Annotated in this window: 9 protein-coding genes; all 9 read right to left on the bottom strand. The window is 40.4% G+C overall.

Going from position 1 to position 17808, the window contains the following annotated elements; genetic code table 11:
* Positions 1–20: 20 nt before the first annotated feature.
* A complete protein-coding gene (locus B155_RS0105070; RefSeq protein ID WP_169331274.1) occupies positions 21–794 on the bottom strand; it encodes a hypothetical protein in 774 nt (257 codons plus the stop codon).
* Between the two features lie 176 nt (positions 795–970).
* On the bottom strand, positions 971–4315 hold the full coding sequence (locus B155_RS0105065) for an LpqB family beta-propeller domain-containing protein (protein WP_018127162.1): 3345 nt from the start codon (positions 4313–4315) through the stop codon (positions 971–973).
* Complete coding sequence (locus B155_RS0105060) at positions 4315–7443, bottom strand: T9SS-dependent M6-like inactivated metalloprotease (protein WP_018127161.1); 3129 nt, start codon at positions 7441–7443, stop codon at positions 4315–4317. Before B155_RS0105060 ends, B155_RS0105065 begins: the two co-directional genes overlap by 1 nt.
* Before the next feature lie 38 nt (positions 7444–7481).
* Positions 7482–8630, bottom strand: a complete 1149-nt coding sequence (gene porV, locus B155_RS0105055; RefSeq protein WP_018127160.1) for a type IX secretion system outer membrane channel protein PorV — start codon at positions 8628–8630, stop codon at positions 7482–7484.
* A 53-nt stretch (positions 8631–8683) separates the two neighbouring features.
* A complete protein-coding gene (gene porU / locus B155_RS0105050; protein ID WP_018127159.1) occupies positions 8684–12610 on the bottom strand; it encodes a type IX secretion system sortase PorU in 3927 nt (1308 codons plus the stop codon).
* Between the two features lie 276 nt (positions 12611–12886).
* Positions 12887–14065 carry an acetyl-CoA C-acyltransferase gene (locus B155_RS0105045; RefSeq protein WP_018127158.1) on the bottom strand — a complete coding sequence of 393 codons (1179 nt, stop codon included), beginning with the start codon at positions 14063–14065 and terminating at the stop codon, positions 12887–12889.
* A 75-nt stretch (positions 14066–14140) separates the two neighbouring features.
* Positions 14141–15277: a cystathionine gamma-synthase gene (locus tag B155_RS0105040; RefSeq protein WP_018127157.1), complete on the bottom strand. Its 1137-nt coding sequence runs from the start codon at positions 15275–15277 to the stop codon at positions 14141–14143.
* On the bottom strand, positions 15277–16455 hold the full coding sequence (locus tag B155_RS0105035; RefSeq protein ID WP_018127156.1) for a tetratricopeptide repeat protein: 1179 nt from the start codon (positions 16453–16455) through the stop codon (positions 15277–15279). Before B155_RS0105035 ends, B155_RS0105040 begins: the two co-directional genes overlap by 1 nt.
* An 18-nt stretch (positions 16456–16473) precedes the next feature.
* The gene (locus B155_RS0105030; RefSeq protein ID WP_169331273.1) at positions 16474–17793 is read right to left on the bottom strand and encodes a tetratricopeptide repeat protein; all 1320 of its coding nucleotides are present in this window, start codon (positions 17791–17793) and stop codon (positions 16474–16476) included.
* Between the last annotated feature and the right edge of the window lie 15 nt (positions 17794–17808).

Here is a 17808-nt window from a genome sequence, read left to right as displayed (position 1 = left end):
ATACGGCATGTAGCAGGATGTTAAAAGTGTAAGATTACAGAAAAAGTCTCGGCACCTAACAAATCAGTTCGGGCTTCCAAACGGCTATTATTGAGCTTTACAGTAAATAAACCATCAATAGCAGAGACTACATGGTTTATAACTAAAAGATTCAAAATGTTCCCTGCGCGTCTGTAGTTGTTATTAAATGCTTTGGCATCATTTGCTCCTTCAATAAAAAGTGGGGAGGCAAAGGAGCCATTCAAATCATACTGGTAATTATAGTTGGGGTTATTCTGTGCTACATTCTGTTGATAGAAATCAGCCCAACCTGCTTCAAATTGGTAGTATTTACTAATCAGTTCGTAGTACTGTTGGGAGCCATATGCCGGCAAAGTATGAGAGAAATTTCCCGGACTACAAGTTCCACATACAAGAGGCGTTTCTTTTTCAATTTGTTGAAGTAAGCGAATATCAACTACCGACCAGTCTGCTTGAGTATTCCCAAAATTTGGGTCTTGGCCAGCAACCATATTCCTGAGCTCATCAATTCTTGGGTTTGAAATGCCTGCGTTGTTATCATAATAACCAACTAACCATTGCGCATAGGCAACCACACTCCATTTGCTATTCGCCATTTTCTGATAATTACGTTCTTGACGCTTAGCTGTATTATTGCGGTCGATGTAATACAGAATGCTAAATAATTCAGTGGCAAAATAGGCCCCAGCACGAACCCACTTCCCATTAGCAGCTTGAGCAGTACCCGGTAAAATAGCCGAGGATAGGAAAGCTAAGCCAGCGTGCCTTTGCAATATATTTCTTTGATCTATTGATGTATTAGATGCTTGATACTCAAACTTTTGAAAGTGCAGCGGGATTTGAGTCTCAGTTGGAAGCTTTATGATAGCCCCTTGAAAATCGTTTTTAACCTGCGACCTAGCTATAGTAGGCACCAAAATGTAGACACAAACTGTAAGAATCAGCGCTTTCATAGAAGTTCAAAGTCGAAGGTTAGTCCAAAGTGGAAGATAAACTCTCTTCCGTATGTTACTCTATTTGATTGAGAACCGGTTACAAATTCTGGAGGTAAAGTAATATCAAATTCGTTTAAACCGTATGAGGTACTAATAAAGAATTTCAAAGGAAATAAGTAATACCCATTCATCGCTAAACGTAACTCTGCACCAACGCCCGACTTCAATGAACTATTGTCGCTGAAGGGGGAGTTCCACACATTTCCAGTTTCAAAAAAGAGACGCGCGTATAATTTATCTATGGTATACGGCCCTGCTTGCTTAGTAATATTTTTAATAAGTGGTGCAAAATAGGATAGAGAGGTAAACACCGTTCTATCGCCACCTAATGCAAAATATGGATAACTCCTCATCCCCATAAAGCCGCCAATATAATCGGTATAGAATGAGTCTTCTGGGGTATTGAAATAAGCGAAGCCTCGAGTTCGAGCTTGGAATGCTTGCCCTGATGCTAACTTGAAACCATAGCGAAGATGGAGTTCCGCAGAATGGTTTTTTGTAGTAGAGTAAATAGGGAGTAGTGCACCGTCTTTGATCTCGTACTCATCCAAAAGCTTACTAGGCTGATACTGGTAGCGTAAATATCCCTTTAAGCCTACAGGAGCAATATCAGCATCAGTGGTGAACTCGTAGTAATTAAAAGTATAGGCAGCGGATAGGGTAGTTCCTTTGAAATACTGAGACGAACTACCGCTTACTAGTGCATTTAATTCTTTAGAAAAGAAGTTGTCCGTTTCAACGGTATATGGGCTATAGCCTATCCCGAATTCAAGCAATGAACGCCTACTAAGTTTACTTCTGAGAAATAAATTGGCTTCCCAAATTTGGTAAGCGATGTCGACATTCGACGTATCTTTTTGAACACAGGATGTGCATTTGAATTCTTCTATTTGAAGTCCATTCGACACATTACGGCGTAAATTGTACAGCTCAATAGAAACAGTGGGAGACCAACTAGCTTCGATAAATGGTAATCCACGATGTTCTGCAATTAGAAATAAATCCCTATCCAGCTCAAGAATGCGGTCGGGTTTAAAGAACCCACCGATACTTTCGGCAGGTCGAGATGCCACTCCAAGCATAGCTCCACCGAAGATGGTGAGTTTGTCGAGTACATCACGAGTACTGAAATAAAAACCCGGTTTGAAATCACGTAATAGGTTTTCACCTAAATCACCAACTCGACCTTCTTTAAGCAAAGTACCATTGTTGCCATTTTTCTTGGTGTAGTTATCAAAGCGGATGACGGGGAAGAAAGAGAAATCGGTAAAGGTGTCTTCATATTTCCGAATAGTTGCCGATTCATTTGAAGCCTTGGCAGAATTAAATGTTAATTCCATAGGCTCTCTTTTCAATTGAGAAAGGGTTGAATCGGATATGGGGCTCAAGTCACGATCATCAAATTCATTTAAACGCTGAATATCTTCTGCAGGTGGAGCATAGGCTAAAGCAGTTGACGTAAACTGAGGTTGGTAACCCGAGCTTTGTGTTGGAGTAAGATCAGTACGTTTAATTTTATATCCATCGGCTTCATACTCAGCGTAAAGCAGGTGATTGCCCCCAAGGATATTTGGCATAAAAGCGCCCCCAAGTACATTGGTAATCTGTTCACTGCTACCTTTTTCAAAGTGATATCTATAGATATTGAAGATGCCATCTTCATCCGCCGCATAGTATAAATACTGCCCATCAGGGGAAGTTTGAGGATCTCTAAAGTCTATATCCACGTGTTTTAAAACAGACCGAATATCTCCTGTTGCGACGTCCATCACATAAATGGATCTATTACCGTGATCAGCCTTCGCAAAGTAAATCTGTTCACCATCAGGATGCCAACTAGGAGTGTAAATAGTCTCGCCATTTTGGAAGTCGGTAAGGGGTGTGATTTCTGAATTATCTGGATTAATAAATACAAGATTTTGTGTGCCTTTATGGTATTGCACAGCGGCTATAAGCTTACCGTTTGGCGACCAAGCAGGAGATTCTATTCTCGCTCCCTTCGTGAGTCGTTTCGTTTCATCCGTGTTCAAGTTGTAAGTAAATAAATCACGGAAAGACTCGCCATATTTTGTGGCTTTGTTAACAGAATAAACGATTTGTGAGCCATCAGGCGAGAATGATAAAGAGGTGCCTAAGTACGCTATAACTGGGTTTTCGAAGAGTGCGGTATGATCCCATGCTGGAATATCTGGGATACGTGCAACCATGCCTAATTCTTTAAGCTCATCACGGTGTTTAATATACAGTGAAACAAGGCTGTGGTCGCGCCCTTTATTAGATAAGTAAGCAATGGTATTTCCGTCTGCGGTACTTTTAGGGTAGAAGTTGAAAAAGCCCTCACTTTCAATGTAGGAAGATGGGGAAGGGGTAAGTTTAGACGTTGCTTCGGTATAAAAGGCTGTGCGGTCACGAATCCAATCCTCAAAAACAACATGACCATCAATGCCCGTTGCACTTTCAATAGCAGTGGCCACATCGTAGGTGCCTTTGTTCGCTAATGCTTCTGATATGCTTCTTAACACGTCTTCGCCAAAACGGTTAACTAGATATATAACGAAGGCATAGCCTTGATTGTAGACGGTTTCTCGTTCCAATGAGTTCTTAGAAGAAAAGGTACCCATTTCAGTGAGCGAGAAATATGAATCAGAGAGAATTCGAGTACGCAGTATCATATCTCGGTGAGCATCCCAGGTTTCGTAGTATAGCCCCGTTCGTTGATATTGCGCTGTACCTTCCGCTAACCAAGCTGGTACGTTTATAGAGACAAATGGATGAGTAATGATACCATTTGGGAAACCGTATAGAACATCAGGCCGACGAACATCTTCATAAGAGAGCCATTGAAAATAGGTAACAGGAAACGAACGGTCTCTTTTCATGGCCGTTTGAATCTGCACGATATGTGTAAATTCGTGCGTAATTACATTTCGAAGCCAATTATGAGTACCCCTTAAAGGAGAGTCTAAAGCGGGTAGCCAAATATCAATTTTATTATCAAAGAAGTAAGCAGCACCATTACTGTAATCCTCACGGTCTTTGAGCACTATACTCACTTTGCCATCCGGTTCGTATTGATAAAGGTCAGTGATGGGGGTATAAATTTCTTCTGCAACGCGAGCGGTTACTTGAGCTGAACGGCTGTTTCCTTCTTGAAAGTGAATGAGGAAGTGTGTGGTTTCAATAGTGAACCACTTTAAGTGATTTTGGGGGTAATCATAGAATTGAGGGTCAGTTTGCGCTTGAACAGTTTGAACAAAACCAAAGCACCCCAATAGTAAGAATAGATAATATAAACGCATCAGTGAATCACCGCTATTTTGATGAGTTTCGATTCCTTCTTACCGTTCACGGTAGCCTGCACCATAGCATAGTACGCACCGTTTCCCCAACTAGAGGTATTAATTTCTATTTCTTCGGGAGCCCCACCAAGCGTTTTTATTTTTTGTGAAAAAACACGTTGCCCAGTTTGGTTGATGATGTTGATTTCCACTTCACCCATATCTTTGGTTTCATATCGGATATGAGTGAATTCATTAGCTGGATTTGGCCAGTTATACGTTTCAGCTTTGTTCAGAACATTAAATACAGTGCTCGGTTCATCTGAAATGGTAGCCGTAGCGGAGACTTTATTAAAGCGATTCTTACCATACATAGATGACCATTCTGAGGTAGTTAACGAAGTAAACTCCCATCCTTTAATATCACCATCTTCACTTATGGCATATAGTGTATTGTCAACTATGATAGGATGGAGAGGTGTTTGTTTAGAATTAATTTCTCCTACATATAATGGAAATCCTTCGAGCATATCTCCAGATTTTGAGTAGGCTAGAATATTCAATGAATAATCATCAGTAGCTGTTACTAACAACTCTTGTTCATTATCTCCATTCAGGTCTGCAAGTAATGGGGTACCTGTAAATTTAAAGGTCTTCGGCGCAGTGATGGGGAAGTGATCTAAAATGGCACCATTCTTATTTATTCCAATCAATGCATTGGATTGTTGATCAACAAGAAAAAATTCGAGGTCTTCACTGATGGCAGGCCAATTGATTGTATCAGATTCAAAAATGGATACGAAGGGATCCGATAACAAAGGATTCACCAAGGTTAATCGCTCGTCGGTTAAGATGTAATAGAAATTACTGCCGTTTGTTTTGATAGTACCAACATAATTCCGGTTGATGCCATTGTGTAAATAGGTTGGCAGGGCTGGGCTACTGAAACGTACCTCAGGTCCCTGAATAAAAGCATACTCATTTTGGTGAACTTCAGACTTGAAAGTAGGTGATACACTATTACTTAGAATGCTACCATCATTGAAATCGAAGGCATTGGAAGTGAAATCTAAAAAGAGTGAGTCTCCGTTCTGGCTACTCATGAATCCAAAATTTGGTGCAGATGTATTTGTCCAAACTTCATCAAATGATGGGGTTATCGGATTCCAATCATAAGCGGATATTGAAATAGGCGAAAAGAGGGAGGGGTCTTGTGCTACAATAAGCTGTTGCCCAGTTAAAACCTGCTGAGTGGAACCAATTGGTATGGAATATACCTCTTGGTTTACATCATTCAGATGAAGTAACTCTATTGATGAGGTACTATTCAGTACAAGAAATGAATCGGTTTGAGTAATATATAGGCTTACGCTTAATGGATATGATTCGGTATGTAGGGAACGCTTTGCTCTAAAATTCGCGTCGATTTGTGGGAGTTCTAAATGAGTATATAAAAGGTCATCGAGGTTTTGCTCTTCAATGTGGAAGGTGGCAATAGCTTGGTTCTCGGAAAAGTTAGTGAGTTTAAATGGCTGAATAGCCCCAGTGTTGCTTGCATTACTAGGTGTACTCGTTCGGCTAAATTCATTTTTATACAGCTGAATGGTATTTCCTTGATTGACGACTCGTGCATCATTTCCATCCCACCAAAAATCAAATGGGGAACCAAACGCAGCACTATTATCGAGGGCTCCATCTAAAGGCTTACCAATATCTTGCGAACCATCTGCTTCTTCTAAATCAACACCTCTACGACTGTCATTTTGGTTTACACCAAGGTCTTGTGCTAAATTTGTATTCAATACGGCTTCATCGATATGCCAAATAAGTATCCCACCATTGAGGTTTCGATCATCTGCAGTTCCTGCTTCATTATCGCTGCCAATGTCTAAACCTCCAGGTAATGCCCAGTCAAAATTGTCAACATCAATCACTACCCCTGATTCAAATTGGGCGTCAAATTCGGAGGTCTGAAATACAAAGTCTTCATTTTGGTTGGTAAAGCTTTGTTGAATGATGGCACCGGAGGGCTTTTGGATAGTTATAACTACGCCATCCTCTTCGGGGTCACGGTGTCGGTTTTCAACTAAGAAGTATTCAGAAGAGGAAAGTTCAAGTTTAGCAATACTGTTTGGTTGAGCTAAACTTGCAGCTGGAAGTGAAATGGGATTTGGGGTTGACGTATTAATTAGAAATGGAGTTTCCCATCCTAAATATGTTTTTTCCCAAGCGGATGGTGCAGGAGGAAAAAGACCATTGTAGGCAAAAATGCTTGCACCGTCCATTAAGCCAAAACGACCAATTCCAGATTCCCCATTTTCAATGTTGAATAAATCGGGTAGCCCAAGATGACTTCCAATGGATGCACATAACAACCCATTTATTGACAGTGGTAGCACTACTTCGTTCTCTTGAATGTCTTCACCTCGGCGTGATTCAGTACGGGGTAGAATAAGTGAGTTGGTGATTCTAAAGGAACCTCCATTTACAGGAATGCCCTCGAAATTTGGGTCATCAAAAAGTTGCCCTAAGTCTTCTTTACGTAGGGTGATAGAAGGGATGTCTTGTGGTGTGATATCTAGGGAAGTTCCAATAAGTTCAATATCACGACCTACACCAGCATGGAATATGATAAATGCGGTTTCATCAGGATCTAAACCTGTAGCATCAAATCCACCTTCTGCTTCAACAGCATTCCAAGTGTCTAAGGTAAGCTGAGCTAATTTGTGATAAGTAAATGTCTCACCGGTCGGTGAATACTCTTCCATTTTCTTATCCAATGTGTAGACTTGAGGAAGTACCTGGTAGTTAATCGAAAGCTGCCCATCTGATACACGATTAAAGTAGTTGGCCGCAAAAGCGAGATGAGCCTCAAAATAGGATTGATTATGGGGAAGGGGATCAATATTTGTTGGGCTACTTTCTAAATAGGGGATTCCACCCGGCCCAAAAGTTCCAATTCCCGAGGTCAATTCGTTGGAGTCGGGCTGAAATTCAACCATCACAGCAACTACGTTTAAGGTGCCTGTAGTAGGGATTGATGTAGTGGCTGGTTTAGAAAATGGTTGTAATGAATGACTTCGTTGAATAGAAGAATTCTGCCCCACAGTAGATGCAGTAAATAAAAAGAGCATGCCTATTACTAACATGCTCCTATTAAAAATTCTCCTATAAGTGGCCATATAGATTAATAATTCAAGAGTACACTAAAGCGAAGTGTGTTTGCCAAAGGATGTTCAGATTCAAGGGTTTTTATATAACTGAAATCGACCCCAAATTTATTAATCCTTAAACCAGCACCAAAGGTGATATACTCACGATCACCATTGTTTGGATCTTCGTAGTAGTAACCACCTCGGAGTGAGAAACGCTTATCATACCAGTACTCCATCCCAGCACCAATCATAAACTGCTGAAGTAAAGTAACCGTAGTAGTTTGCCCCGAATTAGGATCAATTGGTTTGTACGTACTCCATGATTCAACTAGTGCTTTTAAAGGACCAACAGAGCGGTATTCCGTTACTGTCGAATCTCCACTTTGTACTTCATAAGCCTCTTTTCGAGCCATTACTTTCGTGATATCAACTGCTACGGTTATCTCGTTAATACGGTCTTCGTCTAGTCCAATATTTATGGCAGGTCCGAAGCGCAACAGTGTTGGAATTGGATCCTTTTGAGCGTTGTCGGAGTACTGAATTCCAGGGCCTAAATTTGAAAGGTTGATACCGAAACTTGCAATGGCATCAGAAGACCCTAAATCAAATGGGTTTGACTTATAGAGCATGGCAATGTCTACACCCACACTAGAACCTGGATTCACTTCTTGTTGAGAAACCGTGGTTCCACTGGCTAAACTTGAATAAATGAGGCGTAAACTACCTCCTAACGCAAGGTTTTTATTTACCTCAGTACCATAAGAGAGGCCTAATGCGAGTTCATAACTGTTGAATCGAGAAATCACATCAGGACTTTCACCAGTTTGAGCTTGTTCACCTAAGTTCAAATAGGTTAGATGAGCACCTATGGTTCCGATTCCTTCTACATACTGCTTAACTACTACATAATCGTAGAAGAGATCGCTTACGTTAAAATTTGCGAGCCAATTTGAGTGAGTGATGCTTGCTTGGTTATCACGTTGAAAGGCGAGTCCTGCTGGGTTCCAGAAAAGAGCGGCTGCATTATCAGCAATACCCACTCCTGTGTTACCCATACCAGCACCTCTTGAATCGGGTTCAATTTGAAGAAAGGGAACCCCTGTGATACCTACTTGTGAAAAAACAGTAGCTGGAAATATTACCAACAGGGCTACTGCTAATCCGATTAAAGTCTTTTTCATATAACGTCCGTTTTTTGAATGAATATAAAGTATAAAATTGTATTAAAGCTTGCCTACCTAATGATTACAAGCTTTTCGATTTTTTCGATTGATTTTCTTCCTTGAGGGGTGTCTGCCGTAACTTTAAGCACATAAATATAAGTACCGTTACCCAGGCGATCATAATCCCTGTCAAGGCCATTCCATGGAATACTGGCATAAGAACTGGATGTAATAATTGATTCTTGCTGGATATGCTGTACTGGGCGCCCACTAAGGGTGTAAATTTTTATGGATACATCCATTGGCGTTCCAGGAGCATTATGTTCGAACGTAAACAAGGTTTTATTATTCATCGGATTCGGATAGTTGTATACGTTCCTAACCGATAGAATATTTTGAGAGGCTACCTCAAAGAAAATTTCCTTTTCATTTGAGTTGTTATGCACATCCCAAGCTCGAACTTTAAGTGTGTAATTACCTTCTGGAAGTTCATCCAAAGGGTACTCGATACGTCCCCCAGTGAAATCATCTAAGTTCCCTTCGTAAAATTCGTTGAGAACTATAGTTTGTTCGGGATTAGTATCGATAGTAGCAATTATTTCATGTCCTACTCCTGTTCCTGTAGTATTTATTCCTGATTCATCTTCAAGTTCAATAATAAGTGTAGGGCTATCATTGACTAGATTTCCATTTACAAATTTCTCATCGTTGAGATAAACATCTAATTCTGGACCCTTGCCATCATTTACAGCATTAGGGTTTTCACCCATAAGCTTAATGGAAGTAAAAGCCCCACCCGCGTAACTATTCTCATTTTCATGTTGAGTATAAAGCACAAGGCGCCCAGCTGAGTCGGCATTACTGATATCCTTAGGGATAATCATCGATATATTTAATAGGCCATTGCTCACTGTCGATTTACCTTTGAATAACAGGTCTCTCTCTACTTCATAGCTACAATCAGAATTCAATGTGCAATTCCATTCACGTTCAGGTAGTTGAACTTTGCGTGGTGCATCAAATATTGAAACCGTGCTAATTCCATTGTAATTGCTGTCGATATTTCCATTTTCATCATAAACAGCCCCAGTAATTGAAACTTGATCAAGAGCCCTTAAAGTGATGGTTGTATCATTAGATACGACATCAACCCCATTTACGGATTGGGCAACAGCTTTCTTCGATGGCAGTTTGAAAGGGATGGCTGGGTCACCTAGTAATACAAATTTTTTGTTATTGAGTGATGACCCAATGCGTGAGCCTCCTGAGCTAAGAACAGAATTCTTAGTTTGAGCCATCAAATCTCCCAGTCTTTTTGGGCTTCCGTCTACATTCCGTTCAGCCATTCGTTGCGAGAGTGCAATATTTAATCCAAAGTTATTTGATGAACTGATTGTTGAGCTGGTATATACAATTCGGGTAGTTGTAAAGGCGGCTATAGCCCCGCCGTTGGTGGCTAATACAAATTTTTCGGCACCTGATTGGCTATTTGTAGCATCATACCTTCCGAATTGGCAGGTGGCTGTAACCAAAATGCATAATTTGTTTTTATTGGTGAACTCAGAAATGGATTGTGACACAAAAAGCTCTTCATCCGATAAAGTCTGCTCATTTCCATGGCCCGAGTAATTGAGTACCAATGTACCTTCATTAACTGCATCCATGAAGGCTTTGCTTGCTTCAGGTACTTGGCGACCTGCACCCGTTAGCTCTACAGGATAAGAGAATTCATAAATCTTATTTATTCGGATGCCTTCCTCTTCACTTTCCATCATTTGTGCCGACACATCCGCATTGATGGTATGTAAGTCTCGATTTATTTCTGGTTCTGGGAAATCATCGTCTGCTGCGAACGTAAACAGGTTTTGCCAATCACCAGAGTGAGTACGGCTTTCATAATCTTTAATTTTTTGAATGTAAGCTCGGGCTTCAGCACTTGTTTGAACCGGAATCCTTCCCACACCTAAATCCATGATGTAAGAATTAGGAGTAGATCCATTCCGCAAATCACCTTCATTGTCATCCATATATGCGAAGTAATCATCCGTGCCTAGGGTGCTAGTTCTACTTATAGATTCTACACTTTGATAAGTAACTACATGGTTACGGAGTGCGCCTTGTTCTATAGATTTGGTGTCATAAGAGGTATCACCGAATAGTAGTACATATTTCGGAAGCTCTTCATTAGCCATTAGTGCGCGTTCCCAAAGAAATTTTAGGAAATCCCGAATAGCAGTTGGGTCGGTAACTCCGCTTGAAAACTCATTGAAAATCTGTTCTTGAGTTACCAAAAGGGTAGGCAGGCCTTGCTGAATTCGATATTGAGCTAAGTCTGATGCAGCACCTAGTAATGCTCTGGAGGTGATAATGATGTTTTCTGGGTAGCTCGTGATTCCCATTAAATTTTGATCAGGAATTTCTTCTCCCATAATAGGAGTCGGAAAGTCTGATTGTGCAATGATAGTCAGCCCTGTATTCTGATGATAATTGAGGCTATAACTCGAACCATTTTCTTGTACTTCTAAAAGCTTAGGTGCGTCGGGATCACTAACGTCAAAAACTAAGGGAGTACTTGTGAAGCCTTGAAGTTGAAAAGTCACAACCGTTGCAGGATCCGAACTTGAAGTGGTATAAAATAAAAGTCTATTGTCTTCAGCTATCAATGCACGATTGAATGTTAATCGAACAAAGTCTACAAATGCTTCGCTTTGAGAATCTCTATGGGTTACTTCCACACTTAAGTTTAATCGACCATCACTAGTATTAACGGTTGCTGTTTCATCAAACTGAACAGCTTGGGCAGCGATTCCTTCGTTACCGTTATATCCTCGGGAAGAGTTGGATGATGATAAACTCGCCGTAGTTCTATTAAATATATCTGTAGAGTTTAAGGCGACATCAAACGTTGTAAGCCGTTCGGAGCGGGCATATAATCGACCTTCGGCTTTTACAGTGGTAGAATTTGCTAAGCCAGGAATAGTGCGATCCAAAATACTCACGGAGGTATTATTCTGACTAAATGGAATAACCTGCCCTAACCAATAACGCCCTGATTTAAATTTAGATTCTGCTTTACGAAGTTCTTCTTCCAACCAGATGAAATCAGTGAATTCAGATACGGTAGCTGTAGGAGATAAAGTTGTATTGATGGCACTCAATCTTTGCCCATCATCATTTCCAATAGTTAGAAAAACATAGTTGGTATCTGAATATGCATGAATGGAATGTGAAAACTCACCATTCTCTAACTGTACTTGATGGGGGCTATTCCCATAGAAAAGAATTCTATCAGAGGCATCAAAGCGGTTATCGCTTTCACCTTCTACTATTATTGGAATTTGTTGAAGTGTAGGTCGGCTAGCACCAACAAGTTCAGCTAATTGATAACCATCGGTTCCCCAGAGCTGAATTTTCTTTGGATCGATGGTAGAAAGAGAAACGCCCAGCTCTTCTAGATAGTCGGCATCGATCTGGTAGATGTTGTTTTCAGTAATAGGGATTTTATACCAGATACCTTGGTTGAATGGAGCGTCGGGGAGGTAACGATTTAATTTAGAATTGCTCTGACTTTGATTCCGTGTTGTTGGAGCGTTGAATACACGAATTTTAATACGATCGGTTACTGAAGTGTTCTCAGTTCCTACACGTGCACGATGGATGAGTAACTGTGTAACTTGTTGCCCTCTATACCATCCCGGCGTACTTACTTCAACAATTGAAGATGAGTCACTAGCCAACGACATCGCTAATTTTTCTTTGTTGCTTACAACTCTGTCAACTCTACGGGCAGATTGCTCAATGATTTTATAAGCCGGACTTCCATTGATGATAGGTACCTGAATTTGGAAGGGAGGCAGAATAGAATAACCCTCGTTTACCATTTCATAGTCGGTAAACGATGGCGTTGTTGCGGTAACTTTTACCTGTTGGGCGAAAGCTGGTAGGCTCCACGTTAACACAACAAACAAGCTACAAATATGTAGATGTCTGATTCTCATCTATGCAATTATTCTGATTTAAAAAACTAACGTAAAATACGTTGGAATAGTAGCTCTTGATTTATAGAAGTATACGTTGTTGTGTTAGACTTTTGAGTGAATAGGTTTCCCTAACTAGCTGTTTTATTGGATTTAAATAAATGGTAGCGGTATAGCCGATGTACATAGGGTTAATTAAAAGTCTGAGGTGATAATATATCAGAGCGGCTATAATGTCAAACAAAAAAAAGGAGCTTTTCGAAAAAAAGCTCCTTTTAGAATTGGGAAATAATGGTCTTAGATCATTTCGATAACCATAGCGGAAGCACCGCCACCACCATTACAAATACCTGCACAACCATACTTGCCACCAGTTTTCTTGAGTGCGTGTACTAGAGTAACCATGATTCTAGCACCAGAGCATCCGATTGGGTGACCGATACTTACAGCACCACCGTGGATATTCACTTTTGCTGGGTCTAGTTCAAGAATTTGGTTGTTAGCTAATGATACAACTGAAAATGCTTCGTTGATTTCAAAAAGATCTACATCGTCTTTTGAGATCCCAGCTTTTTTCAATGCAATTGGAATTGCATCCGCAGGTGCTGTTGTGAACCACTCTGGAGCTTTAGCTGCATTGGCGTGGCTAACTACTTTAGCTAATGGCTTAAGACCAAGCTCTTCAGCTTTTTCAGCGCTCATAAGAAGTAGAGCAGCAGCACCGTCATTGATACTAGAAGCATTAGCAGCTGTTACTGTACCTTCTTTATCGAATACAGGGCGTAGAGAAGGAATCTTTTCAAACTTAACTCTAGAAACTTCTTCATCTTTATCTACGATGGTAACATTACCACGACGATCTGTGATTTTAATTGAAATCAATTCGTCATCAAATGAACCGTCTTCCTGAGCCTTTTGTGCTCTTTTGTACGACTCAATAGCAAACTCATCTTGTTGCTCTCGGCTGATGTTACATTCTTTAGCACAGATTTCAGCAGCATTACCCATTGCGAAGTCATTGTAAACATCCCAAAGGCCATCTTTTAGAATACCATCTTCTGTTTGAACGTGGCCATATTTTGAGCCATAACGTTGCTTAGGTAGGTAGTAAGGCACATTACTCATGCTTTCCATACCACCAGCCACAACGACATCAGCATCGCCTAAACGAATTTGATCAGCCGCCATCATGATAGCCTTCATACCAGAAGCACATACTTTATTGATAGTAGTACTTGGAGTTTTTTCAGAAAGGCCTGCTTTTAGTGCAGCTTGGCGTGCTGGAGCTTGGCCAATACCTGCTGTTAGCACATTACCCATCACTACTTCTTGTACAGTGTCGGGGGTAATTCCTGTGCTCTTAATAAGTTCAATAATCGTCGTGCTACCTAGTTCAGGAGCAGTAAAAGAAGCGAGACTCCCACCAAATGATCCAATTGGAGTTCTCTTTGCTTCAACTATTACAACATCACGCATGATAAAATAAATTTTTAAAGGTTTGTAAGCGCTTTTCTAGCGCTGTAAGATATATAATTCGAAATAGAAGTCGTATTAAAATGCCTGCTCTAGATCTGCAATTAGATCGTCTGCATCTTCAATACCAACAGATAAACGGATTAGTGAATCCTTGAGTCCTGCTTTCTCACGTACTTCTTTTGGAATAGAGCCATGAGTCATAGAAGCCGGGTGGCTTATAAGTGATTCTACACCACCTAAACTCTCAGCGAGCGTAAAATAGTGTGTGTTACTCATGAACTTGTTAGCGGCATCCATAGAATCATCTTTTAAGGAAAATGATACCATTGCGCCAAAGTCATCCATTTGTTTTTTAGCAAGCTCATGCTGTGGATGTGAGCTTAAGCCAGGATAATGCACCATGCCTACTTTTGGATGATTATCTAAATACTCAGCCACTTTCTTAGCATTGCTTACGGCGCGTTCTACACGAACAGCTAAGGTTTTGATACCTCTTAAAACAAGGTAGCAATCCATAGGTCCAGGAACAGCACCCCCCGATTTAATCTGGAATCGTAAGTTCTCCATAATCTTCTCGTTCGAAGATGCTACCGCACCGTGAATTACATCAGAGTGACCCGCTAGATATTTAGTAGCGGAATGTAATACGGCATCCGCTCCAAGTTCTAATGGGCGTTGTAAATATGGAGAGGCGAAAGTGTTATCAACAATTGCTAAAGCACCAGCATCATGGGCGATATCTGAAAGAGCTTTTATATCAACTACCCGAAGAAGTGGGTTGGTTGGTGTTTCAATCCAAAGCATTTTAGTATGATCAGTAAATGCTTCTTTAACCAAATTTAGATCGGTCATATCAATAAATGAGAATTTGATGCCAAAGGGCTCAAATACTTGAGTAAATAAACGATATGAACCACCGTATAAGTCGTTTGAAGCGATGATATGATCGCCCGGTCTAAACATCTTTAAAAGACCATCCATAGCTGCTACACCACTAGCAAAACACGCGCATTCATCAGCGCCTTCTAATCCAGCAATCATGTTCTCGAGAGCGGTTCTTGTAGGGTTACCTACTCGAGCGTAATCATATCCTTGATGTACGTTCGGTGCCTCTTGAGCATAAGTGGAGGTTTGAAAGATTGGGGGCATTACGGCGCCGGTTGTTTCTTCTAACTTCTGTCCGGCATGAATTGCTTTGGTGTTGAAACGCATTATTTGTTGTTCCAGCTATTTTTTAAGGTGTTCAGATTGGTAATTTTGGTAGTAATTCGGTCATTATTCGCTTCCATTTCAAGCATCTCGTTGTAATAACGGATGGCAAAATCTGTAAGCGTGAGAGCTCTGTTTTTGATAGCCTCTTTATCATCCTCAAATGCCTGTGGATGTAATGAGAAATAATTACCTGCCATGTTGTTGTAGAACACAGCTAAGCTCTCAATAAATTCCATGTTATTGGAATCAGTTTTATAAGCTTCAATAAGTTGTTGCTCAGCTTTTTCCGAAAGCCCTTCGATTTCAACTCTTAGCGTTGTTACTTCAGCTTCATCAGCATTTGTGTAAGCATCTTTAAGTTGTGGAAACAACGTACTTACTTGATTGAAGAGTTGTGTTCCATATACATTATGGATCTTGCCATTGTTAGGGTACACATTCACTAATTGGTCGAGCAACTTAATAGCTTCAACATCATTGCCTTCGCTGATATAAGCGTTCACTAAACCAAATGCGATGTTTTTATCCTTTAACGGATCTTTATTCGCGAGCTTGTAATAATAGGCTGATTGCTGAGCATTTCCTGTTTCTAAATAAAGAAAGCCAAGGTTTTCGTAGATCTCTGAATCTTCTTGATCTAGTGAACTAGCGATATTTAGGGTGCTAATCGCTTCTTCGATATTGCCAAAGTTATAGTGAGCGATGGCTAAGGACTTATAAGTCTCTACATTTTCACTATCAATGATTAATGCATTTTGAAAATGTAAGATAGATCGGCGTTGTACTTGTTCGTTATCACTTTCATACGCCTGTAAACCAGATTGATGCTCAATATTCCAGTATTTAGTGGAAATGCTATCAATTTTCTGGCTAATTAAAGCACTTGAATCTAGGTTATTATCCGTCGCGTTCTCAAGTGCGATATCAAATTCATTATATAGTGAGTCTCTATTTTCTGCCTCTCTAGTTACGGCAATTTTTCCTAAGACTTCCGCTTTCTGAATGTATAATTCAGCAGTTGGATTCTTTGTTAACTCTTGATCGATTTGTTCAAGCGCTAACGCATAATTTTCCTGTTCGATTAAATTATCGACAGTGAATTGTGAGCTAGTACAAGAAACAAAAAACCCGACAGCAAGCACAAAACTTGCTAGTCGGGTTAGTTTTGAAATATTCATAGAAATCATGATGGCTGCTTACATTCCAGCTTTTTTCATGGCTTCTTCTGCTTTTTCATTCATTCCTAAAGCAGTGTACACTCTGAATAAAGACTCCCAGTAACCAGTGTTATCTGGCTCAATTTCTGCAGCCTTTTCATAGCTAACCATAGCTTCTGTTAAGTACGATTTTGCTTCTTCGTAAATCTCAGCAGCTTTGTCGTTATCAACAGTGTTAGTACGCTTTTCGAATAGTAGAGAAGCTCTGTTCTGGTTAAGAATGCCTAAGATGTTGTATGCTCTTGCATCATCAGGTAGTAATTCAGTAACAAGCGTTAACTCTTCAGATGCCTGATCTGTAAGCTCAGATGAACGCATTTCTAAAGCAGAAATGTTTTTGTTTAATTCATCTAAACGCTGCTGAGCTTGTGCTTTGTCGTTACCTCTTAGGCGTTCGATGTCTTTTTCAAGATCGTAAGCCTGAGCGTATAATGGCTCAATTTCTTCATTGATATCACTTGCAATGATATAAATCTGAGTTCCAAGTACTAAGTGGTACTGTGGGTTCTGAGGATCGTTAGAAATTAAAGTCTCAAGAACGCGAATAGACTCGTCACTCTGACCTGAGTTCATGTACGCATCAGCTAGCTTTTGGTAAATGCTCACTGAATCAGGGTACATTTCAGCAGCTTCCTCGAGTACACGAGTAGCATTGTCGTAGTCTTCATTTAATAAGTAAAATCCACCTAAACGATCGTAGTCGTAAGCATCTGGAGTTTCTTTACGCTCAACAATCATTTCCATTGTCTCAACAGCCTTAGGGATGTTGTTGTTTAAACGGTGTACTTCAGCAAGCACATCGTAAGAAAGAAGACTGTCTGGGTTGATGATGATAGCGTTTTCTAAGTGATCAACAGCAACATCTAATGGGTTAGCTACTTGTGGAGCAGCACTGTCGCCAGTAGCGTACTGAACAGCAGCGTTATGTTCTAGTCCCCATTTTCTGTCAATAAGTAATTCAGCTTCAACCGACTCTACACTTTGAATACCTTGCTCAGCGTATAATTTTTGAGCAGTTAATAAGTTTTCACGCATTTTGCCATAAGGATCTTTACGTGCACTTACATTAGAGTTGTTTGTAGCCATTTCAGCATATGCTAGCCCTTTGTAGTAGTGAGCAATTGCATTAGAAGGGTCTTGTGCAATAGCACTATCCAAAGTAGCGATAGCAGCCATGTAGTTCTGCGATTGGATACCATCTTTCGCTTCTTTGATGATTGGGTCTCCACCGCCGCCGCAGTTCACTAATAGTGTAGTGAATAGAGCAATTCCGAAGAGACTTTGTAATATCTTTTTCATGTCAGTCTTAAAATT

Origin of the sequence: Balneola vulgaris DSM 17893, from assembly GCF_000375465.1 — a bacterium.
In the GTDB taxonomy this organism is placed as follows: domain Bacteria; phylum Bacteroidota; class Rhodothermia; order Balneolales; family Balneolaceae; genus Balneola; species Balneola vulgaris.
The sequence above is the reverse complement of the archived record's forward strand: the minus strand, read 5'-3'. Positions and strand labels throughout refer to the sequence as shown.

Excerpts from the sequence above, each read along its gene's own strand:
- B155_RS0105065 (WP_018127162.1), bottom strand. The coding sequence starts at position 4,315 with ATGCGTTTATATTATCTATTCTTACTATTGGGGTGCTTTGGTTTTGTT.
- B155_RS0105060 (WP_018127161.1), bottom strand. The coding sequence starts at position 7,443 with ATGTTAGTAATAGGCATGCTCTTTTTATTTACTGCATCTACTGTGGGG.
- porV (WP_018127160.1), bottom strand. The coding sequence starts at position 8,630 with ATGAAAAAGACTTTAATCGGATTAGCAGTAGCCCTGTTGGTAATATTT.
- porU (WP_018127159.1), bottom strand. The coding sequence starts at position 12,610 with ATGAGAATCAGACATCTACATATTTGTAGCTTGTTTGTTGTGTTAACG.
- B155_RS0105045 (WP_018127158.1), bottom strand. The coding sequence starts at position 14,065 with ATGCGTGATGTTGTAATAGTTGAAGCAAAGAGAACTCCAATTGGATCA.
- B155_RS0105040 (WP_018127157.1), bottom strand. The coding sequence starts at position 15,277 with ATGCGTTTCAACACCAAAGCAATTCATGCCGGACAGAAGTTAGAAGAA.
- B155_RS0105035 (WP_018127156.1), bottom strand. The coding sequence starts at position 16,455 with ATGAATATTTCAAAACTAACCCGACTAGCAAGTTTTGTGCTTGCTGTC.
- B155_RS0105030 (WP_169331273.1), bottom strand. The coding sequence starts at position 17,793 with ATGAAAAAGATATTACAAAGTCTCTTCGGAATTGCTCTATTCACTACA.